We start from the raw sequence: 17377 nt of genomic DNA on the forward strand, positions 1-17377 counted from the left end.
TTTCTGGGGATACCTCAGGCGAGCCGGTCCATGGTTGGTTAGACTCCAAAGATGCCCTTGTTTGTCAAACAAAGCCGCTGTGATATAGACGCTGGGTAACCCGTGTTCGGTTAGATAATGTTGTTGTTGCCCGCTTTCCAGATCGACAAACCACAAACCATATTCGGAGCAAAGCCAAAGCCGGCTTGCACTCTCGGGAACCACACAATTGAAACCCTCTACTAATTCCCGGGTTCCGGTTTCTACGCGCTGCCAGCCTCGAGTTGAGGTGAGTTTATACAACCCGGAGTAACGGGTCGCTGCAAATAAAACACCATCCGGGCTTAAGGCGAGGTCATAGATTTGGTCGCCACTGTTTTCTGCCAGTTGGGTTAAATTCAGGCTGGCACTATCGGCGCCTACCTGCCAGCTAATTAACCCTCGCTGCCAAACCCCCAAATACAGCACGCCTTGCGTATCGACATGTAGCGCGGTAACCCCGCTGGGCGCCAGGCCGGTTAATTGAAATGGGGTCGGATCAAATTGCAACTGCCCATTTTTAAACTGATATAAACCGGTATCAGTCGCTAACCAGAGGGTTCCGGCCGGATACTCGGCTATCTGATAGATTTTTCGGATATTGGCTTTGGCACGAAACGGAAACTGTTGCCAATTCCCCTGACTATCCTGATAAAGCAAGGTATCCTGAGCGGCCAGCCAAAGTTTATTAGCATGATCGTGAAACAGCGCGCTGGTTAACCGGGAAGCGGCCTGACTTTTGGTTGCCGGCAAGCTAGTCGCTAACGGGCTAAACACTCTGTGCTGTGGTGTGCCGATAAACAAGCCCTGATCCCGGCTGCCAATCCATAATTGATCGTCAGCATTGACAAACAAGGTTCTAACGTCGATATCGGGTAAAAAATTATAATTATTATCCTTTGCTACCCAAGTCAGGGTTTGGGTGTCTAACAAAAATAATCCTTCGGCCGCACCAACCCAGAGTAAAGTATCACCTTGCGGATGAACCACATTAAATCTGGGTGTTGCCATTGCCGTCGGCATCGGAACTTGCTCAAAGCAATCACAGGTGTTTTGGTAACGATAAATGCCATTTGCGGAACTGGCCCACAGGCCGGAGGAAAATTGTTGTAATGCCCGTACTTCCCGCGCGCGCTCAAGTTGCAATGATGAGGATAAGGGTAAATAGTAGCGTTTTGCTGCGCTTTGATCGGCAGGCAATAATACTATGCCATCTGAAGTGGCAAACCAGATACCCTCACTCGATTCGGTTATCCACCAAATCCGGTTCTGATAAAGTGGGTGAGTGGGTTCATCAGCAGCAAAGCGGCTAATTTGATTTAGATTGCTGCTATCAATATAGTTTACGCCAGCAACGGAACCAATCCAAAGCCGGCGTTTACTGTCCATAAATAAGGTTTGCACCCGGTCGGACGCTAATGCAGCAGGATTGGCGGCATCAGCTCGAAAACGGAGTTGCAGTTGTTGTTGGGCTGAAATATAGGTTAAGCCCTGACCCCAACTGGCAAACCACATGGCGCCGTTGTCATCCAACACAAATTTATTCACATTTTGCCGGTGTTGTGTATCTTTACCGGCCGCTAACCAGTTGATGCTCTCTGCACCGTCAAAACGTAACAAACCGTCGCTATCGGTGGCTAACCACATAAACCCCGATTGATCCTGTCCAATATGGTAAACCGATGATTGTCTTGCGGTTAGTTTATCGGTTGGCGTGGTAAAAACATAATCGGTGGTGCCTAAAGCTCCACCACTACAGCAGCAGATGAGAATCAGCAGAAGACAGAACTTTAGCATTAGCGGAATAGTTAGGCAGGACGTAATTTAGTTATACCTTTTTTAATTGATCAATACAATCTGGACTAGGGACTCAGAGCTCAATCTAAGGTTAGGGTTTGCACTGGTAGCTGCTCTTGTTATGATAAAACGATGCGAATGACCATGTTTCGCAACAGGATATAAACCTCAGCAGGCCGGCTGGGGTTTGACGTCATCGAAGCGCCAACGGCCAGCGCGGTAGTTGTTGTGATTAGAATAGTCGTAGGTTGTTTGCTGGCGCTGCTGTGCTCGGTTGGCCTGGCTGCTGAGCCTAAGAATTTTGAGCAGGCCAAGGTTTCGTTAAAGCAAATCTATCAGGGCTCTGAGCGCACTTTTTATTGTGATTGCCAAATCAGTTGGGTAGGGCGCAGCGGTGGGCGAGTTGATCATCAAAGTTGTGGTTATCAAATCTACTCGCCAAAAGGTTTACCCAGTGAGGCCACGCTAGCTCGAGCTGCGCGTTCAGAAGTCGAACATGTTATTCCCATTTCCTGGGTGGGCAAACAGTTGCAATGTTGGCAAAACGGCGGGCGTAAAAACTGTCAGCAACAGGATCCACTTTTTAATCTTATTGAAGCGGACTTGTTTAACCTGACTTATGCAGTGGGTCAGGTTAATGGTTTGCGTTCTGACCTGCCTTTTGGCATGGTCGATGACAGTTTTAAAGGTCAATTTGGTAAGTGCGATATCCGGATCGATACCCGTAATCGTAAGGTGCAACCGACTGCGAGTATTCGCGGTGATATCGCCAGAATTGCCTTTTATATGGCCGATCGTTATAACCTGCGTTTAAGCCGCCAGGATCAACAACTTTACCTGGCATGGCATCAACAGGATCCGGTGTCAGCTATTGAATCGTTAAGGCATGAGCGAACTGCAGCGCTTACCGGTCGCAGTAACCCTTTTGTTAGCGGTGAAAAGCAGTGGCAATTGGGTTTTAAAACCAGTGGCATCGGATTAACTGCCGCCGGTTGGCAAAGCTTACAAAGCGCACCGGCGATAGCAAGTAGCGGTAATATGCCGGACAAGCCGCTACACGGTAACCGAAATTCAAAAATTTATCATCGCCCCGATTGTCCGAATTATATGAGTATGGCGCCGGCGAACCGGGTAGTATTCAATTCTGTCGCTGCGGCAGAACGAGAAGGCTACCGGCTGGCGGCAAATTGTCCATAACTAACGGAATTAATTACAGCTGTCCGGCTCTAACGGCTAAATCAGTAAAAGGACTAAGCTATGTTAAATAAAGAGTTCCTCAGCAAATTACTGGCCAGTGGCGGCGGTGATTTAAAACAAAGTAGTACCGGTAGTGGCGGCATTGAACAGCTGTTAAAAGGTAAAGGTGGCGCAGCACTGGCGGGCGGGGCCCTTGGCTATTTGCTGGGCAGTAAGAAAGGCCGCAAAATGGGCGGGAAAGTGCTGACATACGGTGGTTTAGCCGCACTTGGCGTACTTGCCTATAAAGCCTATGGTAACTGGCAACAGCAGCAACAAAATACGTCAGTAGCACCGCAAACCGTTGATCGCCTGCCCGAACCGGCGGCAGAGCAACATTGTAAAGCCATCCTGGTGGCCATTATTGCTGCCGCCAAAGCCGATGGCCATATCGATGAGCGGGAGCGCGAACTGATTGAGCAGGAAGTGAACCGCTTAACCGCTGATCCGGCGTTGCGCCGTTTTGTTGATACCGAGCTGAAAAAGCCGCTCGATCCGACAGCTGTGGCTGCGTTGGCAAGTACACCAGAGTTAGCCACCGAAATCTATTTAGCCAGTGTGCTGGTGATTGACGAAGAAAGCTTTATGGAACGCAGTTATCTCACCGAGTTGGCGAAGCAACTGCAATTGCCCGATGGGTTACAGCAAGAACTGCGCTCACAGGTGCGAGCCGCCGAGCAGCAACTTAGCTAAACAATGAGCCACCGGGCAAGCTAGCCGGTGGCAAGTCAAAGCGGATTAGTCCAGACCAAAGGGCGCAAAGTCCGCTTTACTGTGGCGCTCAGGCAAGCAAGGTCCGTCACCAAAATTGCGGTTAACGATATAGCCGCGTTTTACTGCCGGACGTTGGTCAATTTCTTTCGCCCAACGCAATACATGTTGATAGCTTTGCACATCTAAAAAGGTTGCAGCATTATATAACCGCCCCAGTACCAGGCCACCGTACCAGGGCCAAATCGCCATATCGGCGATGCTGTACTCATCGCCAGCTACATAACGATGCTTAGCCAATTGCTTATCTAACAGATCCAGCTGGCGCTTAGTTTCCATGGCATAGCGGTTAATTGGATATTCGTATTTCTCCGGTGCATAAGCGTAAAAATGCCCAAAGCCGCCGCCGACAAAGGGCGCGCTGCCCATTTGCCAGAATAACCAGTTCATAACTTCAGTACGAGCCGCCAGCGCTTTCGGTAAAAAAGCCTGATACTTTTCTGCCAGATAGAGCAGGATAGAGCCTGACTCAAACAAACGGATCCCAGTGCTGTGATCAAATAAGGCCGGAATTTTGGAGTTGGGGTTAAGTGCCACAAAACCACTGCTGAATTGCTCACCGTCTTTAATACTGATTAACCAGGCATCGTAGTCTGCGGCATGGCCTGCAGCCAGTAACTCTTCGAGCATAACAGTGACTTTTACGCCATTTGGTGTCGCCAGTGAATACAGCTGTAACGAATGTTCACCTACCGGCAAATTCTTTTCAAACGTCGCCCCAGAAGTTGGGCGATTAATACTGGCAAAGGTGCCACCGTTTTCAGTTTGCCATTGCCAGACTTCAGGTGGCGTGTAACGCTGTGTCATAGTAGTCTCCTGTGAGGCCTGCTGGCAGCGACGCTGCCAGATTGATGTTGTTAGTTACATCGGGTTTGCTTTTGATGCTGACAAGGGGGATAACGTGATTTTTTTCAGTTTAGTTCAGCTGCTTGTCATTTATATCACGTAGACTAAACCAGTATTTTGGAGGGAACCCCTGTATGCATAAAATTCTCCCACTCATGCTTTCGGTAATGAGTGCCACTGTGTTTGGTGCAGAAACCGAGCTTGAAAGCTGTCTGGCACTGGCCGATACTGAACGTCTGGCGTGTTATGATGAAAAAGTTAAAGCCGCGCAAAAACGTCGTTTGCAAGCGGAACGACAGGAACCTGCAATAGCGACAATGAATACCGGCGAGTCGCAAGACCCCCAGCAAAATACTGGCGCGGAAGCGGCTTTAATCCCGGTTGCTACTATCCTGCAAAGTTTGTGGGAGCTGGATGACAGTGATAAAAGAGGGACCTTCCGGGTCAGAACCTATCAGCCCAACTTTATTTTGCCGGTGCATTACAGCAGTTCGATAAACCGGCAACCACAAAGCCCAACCCGCTCTGGTGCTGAGTTTCAGGACAATTACAAGGATATCGAAGCAAAATTACAGGTATCGCTCAGAGCCAAGGTGTTGGAGGACTTTCTGCTTCCTAATGCCGATCTTTGGTTCGCTTATACCCAAACTTCAATGTGGCAACTCTGGAACTCGGAAGACTCTGCACCGTTTCGCAGCACCGACTATCAACCTGAGGTGGTCTATGTGATCCCAACACTGGATTATCTGCATAAGCTACCTTTTGGCTGGAGTATGCAGATGCTGCAACTGGGTTTTGTGCATCAATCGAATGGTCAGAGCGAGCCGTTATCCCGCAGCTGGAACCGGGTATATGCTGCAGCCGCTTTTGAGCGCGAGCAGGTAGGCTTTCAGATCAAGTTAAACAAACGTATTACCGAATCACCGTCGGAAGATGATAACCCGGACTTAACGTCTTATCTCGGCACCACAGAACTGCAACTCAATTGGTTACCTGGCCGTTCCACCGCGTCTTTAACCCGTAAAATGAGTTGGCGTGATTTCTCACGCGGCTCCTGGCAGTTGGACCTAACTTATCCGATTAATAAACAGCAACCTGATGGTTTGCGTTTACATCTACAGCTTTTTTCCGGCTATGCTGAAACGCTACTGGATTACAATCATCGGCAAAATAGTATAGGCTTAGGCGTAATGTTGTTTAATTTCTGATACCTGGGTTAACTTAGACCTTACTATTCCTCAGATGATGTTTTGTGAAAGGATCACGCATGCCGGCTAAATTTCAGATTGAACCCCGCCACTATGTGTTAATAGCAGCCTTGCTGTTAGCGGTGTATGGCAGCTACTTGTTGATTGCGCCTTACGTAGGGGCCATTGTGCTGGCATTTGTATTGTCGCTGTTATGTTTTCCGGCGCATCAGTGGATTGAAAATAAATTGCCCGGAAAAACCAATCTGGCAGCTACGATTTCCTTACTGTTAGTGGTGGTGGTGATACTGGTGCCGGCCATGTTGGTGTTTGTGGCGATCGTACAACAAGGTGTGACCTTTACCCGACAAAGCTATGCCTGGCTGGGAGAGGGCGGGGCGGAGCAGTTATTACAACACCCGTATTTACAGCAGTTATTACAAAATATGCCGGAATGGTTGCCGGAAGACGCCCTGGATTTAAGAGAAATTATCATCAAGATCAGCGAGTTTGCTGCTGGTTTTGGAGGTCAGCTGTTCACGATAAGTACCCGGTTAGTTGGCAATATTACCAGCCTGGTTTTCAGTTTTATCCTAATGTTATTTGTACTTTTTTTCCTATTACGTGATCACAATAAAATTGTCGATACCCTGCACTGGGTGCTACCGTTATCCCGCTCGCAAAAAGAAGCCTTGCTCAATGAAGCCAAAAAAGTGGCCCGTTCGGCAGTTATGGGATCCTTTCTGACTGCGATAGCACAAGGCATCGCCGGTGGTATTGCCATGGCCATCGTTGGTTTTCCGGCCTTGTTCTGGGGCACAATGATGGCATTCGCGTCTTTTATCCCCGCGGTGGGTACCGCGCTTATCTGGTTACCGGCCAGCCTCTACCTACTGCTTACCGGCGATTGGGTCTGGGGCTTATTTCTGGCAGTCTGGGGCGTGGTCGTGGTGGGGTCTATCGATAACATCCTGCGGCCGATTCTGATGCAGGGCAGCTCTAACATGAGTACTTTGTTGATTTTCTTGTCGTTAATCGGTGGTATTCAGTTATTTGGCCTGATCGGCGTGATTTATGGCCCGATCATTTTTGCGCTGACTATCGTGTTGTTGCGTATTTATACCATTGAATTTAAAGATTTTCTTGAGACGCAAGATAAAAGCTGATCTGGTCACTGCGGAGCCATTATGCAGCTGCGCTGGTTAACCTCGTTACAGCAGATACCGCAAGCCGCCTGGGATGCCTTGTTTCCCGGCGGTTATCCATTTTGCCGCCATGCGTTTTTGCTGACGTTAGAGCAGGGCGGTAGTATTGATGGTCGTAGCGGTTGGCAAAGTCAGCATCTGACGGTCTGGCAGGATGAGCAGCTAATTGCGGCAGTACCGGGTTATCTTAAACTGCATTCCTATGGTGAGTATCTGTTTGATTGGCAAATTGCCGAAGCCTATCAGCAAATGCAGTTGCCGTATTACCCAAAATGGATTGCTGCCATTCCTTTTACGCCGGTAACCGGGCCGCGGCTGGGGTTTTTACCAGGCATGGATCGGGCATCGCTGCTTAGTGCTATCACCGGTTTTTTAACGGCAGAACTGGAAACGGGTAAACTTCATAGTCTGCAGTGGCTTTATCCGGAAGCTGATTTAACTCAGGCATTAACCGAACAGGGATTTTGGCTCCGTCTTGATGTGCAGTTCCTATGGCACAATCGGAACTATCAAGACTTTACTGGCTATTTACAGCGTCTGAACTCACGAAAACGTAAGCAAATTCTAAAAGAACGGGCAGCCTGTGCTGATTTGCAGCTGGTTAGATTGCAAGGCTCAGAGCTAACAGCAGCGCATTGGCAACAAGTGCTGCAGTGTTATCAGGCAACCTATATTAAACGCTCCGGGCATAGTGGTTATATTACTGCGCAGAGCTTTATGCAAATGGCGTCACAATTAGCGGATTGTATAGTGGTTTTTGCCGCCTTTGATCCCGCCAAACCACAGCAGATGCTGGCAGCTGCTTTATGCTTTCAGGGTGGCAATACGCTCTATGGCCGTTACTGGGGGGCGCTGGAACCTAATGACTATCTGCATTTTGAGCTTTGTTATTATCAGGGTATCGAATATTGCATTGAGCAGGGGTTAGTGTTTTTTGATGCCGGCGCGCAGGGTGAACACAAGCTAAAACGCGGTTTTGCGCCGGTATTACGCTATGGTGCCTACTGCTTTGCTGATACGCCGTTATCCGCTGCGATCCAGGGCTATTTCAAACAGGAGCAGCAGCATTTGCAGCACTATCTGCAAGCTGCAGAGGTGGCATTACCCTATAAAACTCTGCTTGAATAAAATCCGTGTTGCAGCGGTTAGCGTTTAAACCAGAGTAGCCGGTTATTCGCCGGCATCGCGATATCCTGCTGTAGTAAAAAACCCTTTGCCGCCGCCAACTGCAGAATATCTTCGCTATTACGAATGCCCATTGCCGGATCCCGGCTCTTTAAGCTGGCATCAAAAGCCTGGTTACTGGCGCTGGTAAATTGGCCCTTATAGTTAAAAGGCCCGTAGATACAGAGGGTTGCCTCTTGTGCGGCAAATTCATCTAAGCGACTAAACAGGCGCTTAACCAGAGGCCAACTGATAATATGCAGGGTATTGGCGGTAAAAATACCATCAAATCGCTGTGCGGGCGCGCTGTCATCGCTGATATCCAGTGCCAGGGGTAACGGCAAATTGGCTAGCGCCGCACGGCGGATCCGTTCAGCCAGCGCCGGTAAATTACAGTGCTGATCGCTGCTTTGCCAGCTAAGGTGAGCCAGCTGACTGGCGAAGTACACCGCATGCTGGCCAGTACCACTGCCAATTTCCAGTACCTGCTGGCAATTGGCAAACGCCTGATTTAATACCGACAGAATAGGGGACTTGTTATTTTCACAGGCTTGCGAGTAGGGTAGATTGCTATCGTTCATCGTTATCACACTTATCTTAAGTTTGCCCTTTATTTTACTTTGGGTAGCTCTTGCCAATGCGTAGTATAACGTGGTGACAGCATACCGCGTTTCATCGACCAGTCTTGCTTAATGCCTTGACTGGCAAACCAGATTTTACCTTTACCAGAGCTATTAAGCTTATCAATAGTGCTCATCAGCGTCGTGTTATAATAGCTGGGTGGCGTCGGCTCAAACAGGCTGCCCTGATAAACGCCGTCGTCATAAAAATCAGATAGCATTACTCCTGCCTTGGCGTAGCGGTAGCCATCCCGCCAGATCTTATCCAGCAGTTTACTGGCCAGGCTCATAAAGTCACGGGTGTCGGCACTGGGCTGACTAAGCGAAGTGCTAATGCTGTTGGCGTAGTAGGGGTCTTTGATGTGATCACTAAAAGGGCTGGTGCGTAAAAATACTGACAACTGTTTTGCCTGCTGGCGCTCTTTACGCAGCTTCTGGCAAGCCCGGCTGACATATTCGCTAATGGCTTCTTGCATCTGCTGCTTGCAGATAATGCGCTCGCCAAAAGAACGCGAGCTGACAATTTCTTTTTTGGCTGACGCCAGTTGCTCCAATTCCAAACAGGATTCACCGTTAAGCTCCTGCACGATACGGGATACCACCACCGAGAATTGCTGTCGCATAAATGTCGGACTGGCATCGGCCAAATCCAGCGCAGTATGAATGCCTAATTTATTGAGCTTTGCTGTAAGTTTAGCGCCAATACCCCAAACTTCAGCAACAGGTAGCAGACTCATTAATTTGCGCTGACGCGCTTTGGCTGTCAGATCAACCACTCCTGCAGTTTTTTGCCATTTCTTCGCCGCATAATTGGCTAATTTAGCCAGCGTTTTGGTGGGCGCAATACCAACACAAACGCTAATCCCCAGCCACTGTAAAATTCGGGTGCGTACTTGCTGGCCAAAGACGGTTAAATCGGTGCAGTAGTTAACCCCGGTTAGATCTAAAAAAGCTTCATCAATCGAATAAATTTCCACCGCTGGCGCGAGTTGTTCCAGTGTGGTCATCACCCGGGCTGACATATCGGCATATAACGCATAATTCGAGGAGAACGCCAATACCTGGCCACTATCCAGCAAATCACGGATCTGAAAAGCCGGTACGCCCATTTTAATACCGAGCGCCTTGGCTTCTTTTGAACGCGCAACCACGCAGCCGTCGTTGTTGGAAAGCACCACCACGGCAGCATGCTGAATATCAGGCCGAAACAGCTTTTCGCAGCTGGCGTAAAAGTTATTACAATCGACCAGAGCAAAGGTTTTCTCGGTCATACCGCAGCAAAATTCCTCAGCAGGCTACGCACCACACCAAAGACCTTAAAATCGTCATCCGGTTTGATCTCAATAACCGGATAGTCCGGGTTATGCGGTATCAACTTGTAAGATGGCTTGGTGCAATACTCTTTTACCGTAAACTCGCCATTTAACGCTGCCACAATAATATTGCCATGCCGCGCTTCCAGCGCACGATCCACCACCAGTATATCGCCATCATAGATACCAGCGTTTTTCATGGAGTCGCCGCTAACCTGCACAAAAAAGGTGGCGGCAGGATGCTTGATACAAAGCTCGTTTAAATCCAGGCTACGTTCAATATAATCCTGCGCTGGCGAAGGAAAACCCGCCGCGACCTTATGACTATAAAACGCCAGTGGCAGATGTGGCTTGCTGTGATTTTGGCCGAGGAATAACACAGGCATAGAGCACCTCACACGATATATGTATATAAATACAGTATAGCATCGTGAATAGCGATAGAATAGCAGACGGTGTTGTGAAAATAGTAGCCTGAACGAAACTAGCGTCAGACCTCAGGCTGCTTCTGCACTAAGCCAGTTGTCGAATGGTTCCCATAGGCACAAACAACCGTTTTGGTTGATCGGTCAGCGGCATAAACATGCCCATGTGCTGATAAAAACGGAGGGCTGCATCATCCAATACATCCAAAACTACGCCCAGAGCGGGTAAGCCCCGCTCGGTCAGTTCAAAGGCTGTCCTTAGTGCCTGCACCAGTGTTTTAGCCCCGAGTTGCTGCCCCTGAAAATTAACTGACACGGCCAGTCTGGCCAACAATACAACTGGTACCGGATAGGCCGGTATTGATTTGTTTTGTTTAGGCAATTCGTTCCGTACCACCGTACTACTGGCCAGGGTAAAATAGGCTGCGATCGGCTGTTTGCCGTGTTTGATCTGTTCGGTGAGTACCCAGGTTCTGCTCAAACCCAAGCTACTGTTACGCACAGCAAAGCGGCCAAGATAGTCATTTAAACTTACTTTGCCACAATCAAAGCCTTTTAAATCATGCAGGGCTGCATCTGCCAGCACAAATTCTGCAGCTAGCGCCAATTAAAACCCCTCGTGATCGAGTCGGGTCGCTGCAGCTTTTAAACGACTACATGGAACAGGAGGAGCTTCACAGATCTGCATAAATTGATCAAACTGGGCTGAGGTCAATTCGATGGCTGCTTGTGCTTGCAAGATTTGTGGGGCATTTTCCCGAATAAGGCGAACCATAAACTCGGTAAGGGACGCGCAGCCTAAAGCAGCTGCAGCGCGTTCTGCCAACTGCTTGGTTTCTGCATCCACCCGCATTTCTATCCGCTCTCGAAGTGCTGACGCCATGGCCTTTGCTCCTGTACAAAAAAGACCTTAGCAGTATAGTCTTGTACGGCATATTGCCGCAAGTGAAGAGTCAACATGCTGAGTGTTAGTGGCGGTGGTGCAACCTATAAATCCCGAAGTTGACCTTGGAACCAATTCCTATACAATCACTTAGTCATCATAGGGGTACGTGAGCGCATGAATACAAAAGACTCCAGCGGAAATAATGCCTTTAAGTGGGGATAATGTAAAAGTAGCTAGCCCACATAATAATTGTCTATTTAACATAATATACATTATGGGCTAGATAAGTTATGCAAAAACAGCCTTAGTGCTGTCTTTGTGTTGAACACCGCAAAATACCAAGCTGACGGCCAGTGCTGCGGCTGTTACTGTCCGGCTTAACTTCTTTGCGATATTTGCCCAGGCGCTTTTTGCATCTTCTGATTTTGTCCTTTCTGCGGCCAGATTAACTAAAACCCATTCTGGGTTTAGTCCGCATTCGTTTGCTATGTATAGCGCTTGTTCATCATTTAAAAATCTATTCTCTAAACCTTTTCTTATTTTGCTTAAGTTCCCGCTGTTCATCCCTGGTATTGCATCCGCTGCCTTGTTGTCGCTTGTTAATCCTTTTTTGTTTTTGAGTAAGTCGACTAACTCTGAGCTGAAATTCATATATTTTCCTCTGTCAACTTGACAGCAATTAAACAAGGGATCATACTTAATTCTGTCAGATTGACAGATGTAAGTATCTTTTAATTATAGCACTAACGAGGTCGCCAGCCATGAAAGACATCAACTACTTAAAGCAAGTTCTCGCGTCAGGTACTGCTGATTGGCAAGTGGTTTTACTGATTAGCACCGATGACCATGCCCGTGATTACTTCAAAGCCTTTGCCTACGACCCAGCTAGTGGCATTTCGTTCGATTTAGAACCATTCCCGTTTCACTTTACGCCCAGAAAGGCGTATCAGTTTTTACGCGATAACGGTATTTCTTTCCGTGTTTCAGCCTTTAAGGGCATGAAGAAGTTACCTGCTCTGCTGGCTAAGTATGGTTTTTCTGAGTCTGGCGACCTGTTGCCAGAACAGCCAGCGGAGCAACCTGTTTGCAAGCTGAACCATAACAAGCCCTGCAAAATCTGCGGAAAAACCAGTTTTAAAACCTCGTTGAATTGCGCTAATCCGCTCGACTCGCTTAAAGGTGGTTGGCAGTGTCAGCTTAACAAGGAGTTTGTTGGCACTGCCTTTGTTACCCGTCAGGACTTTATCGTTCAGTATCGCGGGGGCCGGTTATGAAATACCTTTCATGCTGCCCTGAGTGCGATTCAAAAAACCTTTTGGCAGAACCGTCTGAGGACTTCCCTCAAACCGAAACATTTGTTGAATGTTTAGATTGCGGCTTTGCATGGTTCATTGATGAACCCTTTGATGGTTTATCCACAGAATCTGGGGATAACTCGCAATGATTGACATGATCAAGATCAGCGTTCCATTCCTGGACACCCACATTCAAAAATTGCAAAGTGGCTCTGCTGATTTTGATATGTCGCGCCTGATGAAAGAGCTGGGCATGACATTAGAGGGCGCTATACGCTACGAAAACGGCAAACCCATTCACGAGCGGCTTCGCCACAAGTTCGAAAGCCTGCCCTCTTACTTCGCTTCATTGGCCTATAAAGTCTGCCGTGATGATTTAAAGGGCTATCCCTACGTTGCAATCCAAGGCAATCCGGCCAAATTGCTGACCGGTCATAATGTTTATGGCTCTGACAATCCTGAGCTTTGCACCTTTGCAGTGGTTGAGGCTTTCCAGTTCGCATTCCCTGAGCTTTGCAACTATCTGGACTGGTATCACTCCACCATTGATTTTATTGATGTGACCTACACGGCCAGACTCGCCAACGATACCTTAGCGCAGCAGGCGTTAAACGTGCTTAAAAATATCAGCTATGGCCAGATGAAAGTCACGGAATGCAACCATGAAAGCACCGTTTACTGGAACAAAGGCAGTCAGCACCTTGTACGCAAAGCCTATTTAAAAGCGCCAGAGTTAACCAAGCGCATCGAGGAACTGACCCGCAAGCTGGCAAAGGAAAAACACGACCACTACGCCGAGCAGATTAAGCAATTAACCTCGCCAGAGGTGAAAGCAATGGCTGACGGTGCCATCCGATTTGAAGCGCGCCTTTATGGCCGCTGGTTAAAAGATAAGGGCATACAAACCGCCCTTGGTAATTTTACTGCATACGCATCTGAAAAAATGACTGAACTATGGCGGCTGGCCTTTCAACCAGTCTTTAAAGCATTCGAGGGGGCTACTGTGAACGCTCAAGACCACACTCAGGTACTGAATAACTTACGCATTACACATCAACGCACAACGCCAAAAGGCAATATCAGTTATTCAACGGCGGAAGCCCTCTATGACTTTTATCTGGCTATCGTGCGCGATGGTTACAGCTCCACCAAAAGCCGCATTGCTGAGCGCAGCCGCGCCACCTGGAAGCGCAAAGAAGATGCGCTTTTAGAAGCGGGCCTTTCCCGTGCTCAGTTGATGCAGTTTACCGGCGAACAAACCAACGTCATTCCGCTGGTGCGGCTGATTAACGTGGATTTTGGGCAACAACTGCCAGCCAACTGGCAAGAGCCCGCCCCGCTTTCACTACAGGCAAAAACACGCCCTGCCTTAAAACTGGCGTCTTAACGAGGAAACCGAAATGGAAAAATTAACAGGCTTTTTGATTCGCGGCGTCTATATGGGCACCCACATTGTTCACGGTAAACCTGACCAAAACGGTCAGAGCCGTGAAACCCTGTATTGCGGCGTGAAGTTTTTCACCAATGGCCGTTACGGGCCAGAACAGCACATCGCCGAGCTTTGCATTTCCAAGGGCTTAATTGAAAAGGGCATCCCTGCTCAGCTTCATAAGTACCAGGGGCAAACGATAGAACTCCCATTTTTCGAAATGGCTTGGTCAAGCGGCAAAGGAAAAACGCTGTTCTTAGCAAATGACGTGACGGCGTTACTCGGCACTGTTCAGCCTGTTAAGGCGGCTGGCTAATGGCTACCGCGCTTTTTGTACTGGTTTTTGCTGGCATCTGCTACTACGCCAGCATTGCGGCTATCTACCTAAAGCGCGCCTTTTTTGACCGTAAATGGGATATTTTCCAATGAGATTTTTTGCCGTTCTGCTGTTACTCCTGAGTTCTTCTGTGGCGGCCCAATGCGCCCACCCACAGCAGGACGGCACCTTTATTTTTACCGCTGAAACGGCGGCGGATTGTACGGGTTACTGGCTTATCACAGCAGGCCAATACAACGCTTACTTATCAGCGGTAGAAATTAGCGTTGCGGATATTACATCCGCTTTCACTTGGGGATTTGGCACTGTTGTCTTTTTCTCCTATTTAGCGTTTAAGGTGCGTTTGGGCACCACTTTGATAAGGAAGCTTTAAAATGGCTGATATTTTCGCTGCTGTAGACTTCACCACTGTTGCTACTTTCGTTGCTGCCACTGGTGTTATCGTGATTGGCATTCACATGGCTTACAAAGGTATCGACCTTGGTAAGCGTGCTGTACGCAAGGTGTAAAAAGATATGGGCGGCTTAATTGTCGCCCTAATCTATACGCTTATTGCGGTGATTGGGGCGCTCTGTGGCTTTATCGTTTCTTGGTTTATGTTTAGGACATAAAAACATGAAATATTTTCTACTCTGCGCCCTGGTCATTGCCGGGGCTTTTTTTTCGCCTTTAAAGGCTCAAGAGCATAATCCTTGCCCGCAGGGCGGCACGCTGCTTAATGATATGTGTACTATGTCTGCGCCATTGAAAGACGTTTACGTTGTAACAAGTGTTCGTCATGGTACTTCGCCTGGCGTTATGTATACTTCAATATCCCATTTTTTAAGCCGTCAAACTGACCCTAGCGAATGTTCTGCTGATACGTCTTATCCTAACCGCACAACAACTGGAACCAGCAGGCGTACTTGTCTGACTTATGAATACCCAGATTTAGTCAATTTTGAGCCTGTTCAGGCTCAGACATTTAACTTCACAAGGATTAATACATTCACACATTATGAACGCACTTGTGGTTATCAAAACGGTGTTCTTGTTTGTGAAAATATCCCCCCCATAGTCGCAACAACAACAGATAATCTTTCGACTTCTTTAATCGTTTATGCTGAACCACAGCAAAATTACCAATGCCCCCCCGATGGTTCAGTAGGTGCAGCCTTCACACAAGGCCCTTACGTCACCGAATCCGGCCAAAATCTCTGTTACTACCCTGCTGTACCTGCTGAACCCGAACCTGAATGCGACTGCGCCAACTTCGCAGGTGATAGCTTGTCATCTTTTAATGATTTAAAAGTACCTGTTGGCACCTATACAAAAGACAATCCGCCTCAATGTGTTGAGCAGCGCGACTATGCTGCTGGCCGTGATGAACCTTTGCGCTGTCGTTGCCAGGTATCAGCACAAAAATGGACTAGCTCTTATGGTGGCTTTAAAGATGGTGTCGAGTACGAAACATGGTCAACATTACCCACGGAAATAGGCAAACCCTCTGGCACTTTTACTGGCGTTAAATGCGGTTCAACTGATGGCGGCCCATTGGAGCCGGAAAATAATGCACCAAAAGACTGTTTTACCCTTAAAAACGGCGTGAAATGGTGCTGGGCTGATAAAGCTGAAAAATGTCAGATTGTTAATGGTGTAGAACAATGCGCCTCTGGCTGCGGCACTGTAAACGGTGATTTTGTTTGTTATGACGATACGCCGGTAATACCACCAAAAGACCGCGACCAACTAACGCCACCAGATGACACCCTAACCGAACCTGGCAAATCCATTAATGACATGGTTAAGGGTGACTTCAAGGAAATCAACAAGGGCGTAGAAAGCCGCTTAGATAACGTTGTAACGTCAATTACTAATAATACCATTGCTATGGATCAGGTTTCCGATCAACTTGGCCTTACTAACTCTAAGCTCGATGGCATCGGTATGCAGCTTGACGGCATCGGCAAACAACTTGGCGACATCGATGGCACGCTAGAGGGCGCTTTCGGTGATGATGGCGAGCCCGATTCTGGTTCCGGTGATAACGGTGATTGTGCTGCCGGTGAATGCTCCTGGTATGAATCTACTTATCCTGATGGCTTGGTAGGTATTTGGCAGGAACGTAGCGCAGCATTACAGCAAACACCTATGTTTGATTTTGTAAATCAATTCTCCTTTCAGCCGTCCGGCTCACAGCCAGATATGCAGCTTTGTCTAAATATCGCGTCTTACGCGAATTTCGGCTGTCACTCGATAGAAGTTCCCGCTGCCGTCTGGTTATTCCTGAAAGTTTGTATTTTGTTCTCTGCGGCTATGCTTTGCCGCGCGTTAATCTTTGGAGGGTAATTTATGCCACAGTGGTTAATAAACTTCGGAAACTGGTTGTTAGGCATCCTAAAAACGATGGCAAACACCATCTTTACGATGGCAAAAGACGTTTTTTTCTTTGCCTTTGAACAAATTATGATTCTTATTACTTTTGTTCTGGATGGTATGGGTGCATTGTTTCAGGGATTAGATATTACGCAATACCTAACAATGATTCCCCCTGGCACTGCTTGGGTCATGCAGCAAATCGGGCTTGGTCAGGCGTTAACGATGATTGTTAGTGCTATTACGATTCGCCTATTCCTGCAACTTGTACCGTTTACAAGGTTGGGCAGCTAATGATTAACGGCTTATCAGGTCGCCCGGGTGCCGGCAAAACGTATGAAGCGGTGGTATCTCATATTTTACCGGCATTAAAACAGGGCCGAAAAATTATCACCAACATACCGCTAAATGTGGATTGGTTTGTTTCAGTGCTCGGCGAACCGGCTCGTGACCTTATCGTTCTGGTCGATGGTGCATATTTTCACGCATGGCG

At 48.0% G+C, this 17377-nt stretch carries 20 protein-coding genes and 1 pseudogene; 13 read left to right on the forward strand and 8 right to left on the reverse strand.

Annotated elements, in window-relative coordinates; all coding sequences use genetic code 11:
* Nucleotides 1-1665, reverse strand: a pseudogene (locus AAY72_RS03735) (GGDEF domain-containing protein); the annotation flags it as partial.
* Between the two features lie 378 nt (nt 1666-2043).
* Here AAY72_RS03735 and AAY72_RS03740 point away from each other — a divergent pair.
* Together AAY72_RS03740 and AAY72_RS03745 are read left to right on the forward strand one after the other, a co-directional pair.
* On the forward strand, nt 2044-3012 hold the full coding sequence (locus AAY72_RS03740) for an endonuclease (RefSeq protein ID WP_231728887.1): 969 nt from the start codon (nt 2044-2046) through the stop codon (nt 3010-3012).
* Between the two features lie 60 nt (nt 3013-3072).
* On the forward strand, nt 3073-3744 hold the full coding sequence (locus AAY72_RS03745; RefSeq protein ID WP_057785639.1) for a tellurite resistance TerB family protein: 672 nt from the start codon (nt 3073-3075) through the stop codon (nt 3742-3744).
* Between the two features lie 45 nt (nt 3745-3789).
* Here AAY72_RS03745 and yghU read toward each other — a convergent pair whose 3' ends face one another.
* A complete protein-coding gene (yghU, locus tag AAY72_RS03750; protein ID WP_057785640.1) occupies nt 3790-4629 on the reverse strand; it encodes a glutathione-dependent disulfide-bond oxidoreductase in 840 nt (279 codons plus the stop codon).
* Between the two features lie 173 nt (nt 4630-4802).
* On the opposite strand from yghU, the gene AAY72_RS03755 reads away from it, so the two are divergent.
* From AAY72_RS03755 to AAY72_RS03765, 3 genes are read left to right on the forward strand one after another with little or no spacing between them, the layout of a single operon-like run.
* Nucleotides 4803-5876: a phospholipase A gene (locus AAY72_RS03755; RefSeq protein WP_057785641.1), complete on the forward strand. Its 1074-nt coding sequence runs from the start codon at nt 4803-4805 to the stop codon at nt 5874-5876.
* A gap of 59 nt (nt 5877-5935) precedes the next feature.
* Nucleotides 5936-7021: an AI-2E family transporter gene (locus AAY72_RS03760; RefSeq protein ID WP_057785642.1), complete on the forward strand. Its 1086-nt coding sequence runs from the start codon at nt 5936-5938 to the stop codon at nt 7019-7021.
* A 21-nt stretch (nt 7022-7042) separates the two neighbouring features.
* Nucleotides 7043-8188, forward strand: a complete 1146-nt coding sequence (locus AAY72_RS03765; RefSeq protein WP_057785643.1) for a GNAT family N-acetyltransferase — start codon at nt 7043-7045, stop codon at nt 8186-8188.
* A 17-nt stretch (nt 8189-8205) separates the two neighbouring features.
* Here AAY72_RS03765 and AAY72_RS03770 read toward each other — a convergent pair whose 3' ends face one another.
* The 6 genes from AAY72_RS03770 to AAY72_RS03795 all read right to left on the reverse strand — a co-directional run bounded on the left by AAY72_RS03770 (nt 8206) and on the right by AAY72_RS03795 (nt 12119).
* The gene (locus AAY72_RS03770; RefSeq protein WP_057785644.1) at nt 8206-8805 is read right to left on the reverse strand and encodes a DUF938 domain-containing protein; all 600 of its coding nucleotides are present in this window, start codon (nt 8803-8805) and stop codon (nt 8206-8208) included.
* Nucleotides 8806-8834: 29 nt separating this feature from the next.
* Nucleotides 8835-10115, reverse strand: a complete 1281-nt coding sequence (umuC, locus tag AAY72_RS03775; RefSeq protein WP_057785645.1) for a translesion error-prone DNA polymerase V subunit UmuC — start codon at nt 10113-10115, stop codon at nt 8835-8837.
* Nucleotides 10112-10543 carry a LexA family transcriptional regulator gene (locus AAY72_RS03780; RefSeq protein ID WP_057785646.1) on the reverse strand — a complete coding sequence of 144 codons (432 nt, stop codon included), beginning with the start codon at nt 10541-10543 and terminating at the stop codon, nt 10112-10114. Before AAY72_RS03780 ends, umuC begins: the two co-directional genes overlap by 4 nt.
* A gap of 127 nt (nt 10544-10670) precedes the next feature.
* Nucleotides 10671-11189: a GNAT family N-acetyltransferase gene (locus AAY72_RS03785; RefSeq protein WP_057785647.1), complete on the reverse strand. Its 519-nt coding sequence runs from the start codon at nt 11187-11189 to the stop codon at nt 10671-10673.
* Nucleotides 11190-11465, reverse strand: a complete 276-nt coding sequence (locus AAY72_RS03790) for a DUF1778 domain-containing protein (protein WP_057785648.1) — start codon at nt 11463-11465, stop codon at nt 11190-11192.
* A gap of 291 nt (nt 11466-11756) precedes the next feature.
* Complete coding sequence (locus AAY72_RS03795; RefSeq protein ID WP_057785649.1) at nt 11757-12119, reverse strand: DUF3693 domain-containing protein; 363 nt, start codon at nt 12117-12119, stop codon at nt 11757-11759.
* A gap of 110 nt (nt 12120-12229) precedes the next feature.
* On the opposite strand from AAY72_RS03795, the gene AAY72_RS03800 reads away from it, so the two are divergent.
* The 8 genes from AAY72_RS03800 to AAY72_RS03830 all read left to right on the forward strand — a co-directional run.
* Nucleotides 12230-12742: a hypothetical protein gene (locus AAY72_RS03800; protein ID WP_057785650.1), complete on the forward strand. Its 513-nt coding sequence runs from the start codon at nt 12230-12232 to the stop codon at nt 12740-12742.
* Nucleotides 12743-12908: 166 nt separating this feature from the next.
* Nucleotides 12909-14150 carry a phage/plasmid replication protein, II/X family gene (locus tag AAY72_RS03805; RefSeq protein WP_057785651.1) on the forward strand — a complete coding sequence of 414 codons (1242 nt, stop codon included), beginning with the start codon at nt 12909-12911 and terminating at the stop codon, nt 14148-14150.
* A gap of 13 nt (nt 14151-14163) precedes the next feature.
* Nucleotides 14164-14508 carry a hypothetical protein gene (locus tag AAY72_RS03810; RefSeq protein WP_057785652.1) on the forward strand — a complete coding sequence of 115 codons (345 nt, stop codon included), beginning with the start codon at nt 14164-14166 and terminating at the stop codon, nt 14506-14508.
* A gap of 109 nt (nt 14509-14617) precedes the next feature.
* Nucleotides 14618-14902 carry a hypothetical protein gene (locus tag AAY72_RS03815; protein ID WP_057785653.1) on the forward strand — a complete coding sequence of 95 codons (285 nt, stop codon included), beginning with the start codon at nt 14618-14620 and terminating at the stop codon, nt 14900-14902.
* Between the two features lies 1 nt (nt 14903).
* Nucleotides 14904-15038, forward strand: coding sequence for a hypothetical protein (locus AAY72_RS16990; protein WP_255355763.1), 135 nt, complete (start codon nt 14904-14906; stop codon nt 15036-15038).
* Nucleotides 15039-15144: 106 nt separating this feature from the next.
* Complete coding sequence (locus AAY72_RS16660) at nt 15145-16857, forward strand: hypothetical protein (protein WP_156411274.1); 1713 nt, start codon at nt 15145-15147, stop codon at nt 16855-16857.
* A 3-nt stretch (nt 16858-16860) separates the two neighbouring features.
* The gene (locus AAY72_RS03825; RefSeq protein ID WP_057785655.1) at nt 16861-17178 is read left to right on the forward strand and encodes a DUF2523 family protein; all 318 of its coding nucleotides are present in this window, start codon (nt 16861-16863) and stop codon (nt 17176-17178) included.
* Nucleotides 17178-17377, forward strand: a 200-nt coding sequence (locus AAY72_RS03830; RefSeq protein ID WP_304439235.1) for a zonular occludens toxin domain-containing protein, incomplete at its 3' end; no start/stop codon positions are given. The genes AAY72_RS03825 and AAY72_RS03830, both read left to right, overlap by 1 nt.

Origin of the sequence: Alishewanella sp. WH16-1, assembly GCF_001441695.1 — a bacterium.
Lineage (GTDB): Bacteria > Pseudomonadota > Gammaproteobacteria > Enterobacterales > Alteromonadaceae > Alishewanella > Alishewanella agri.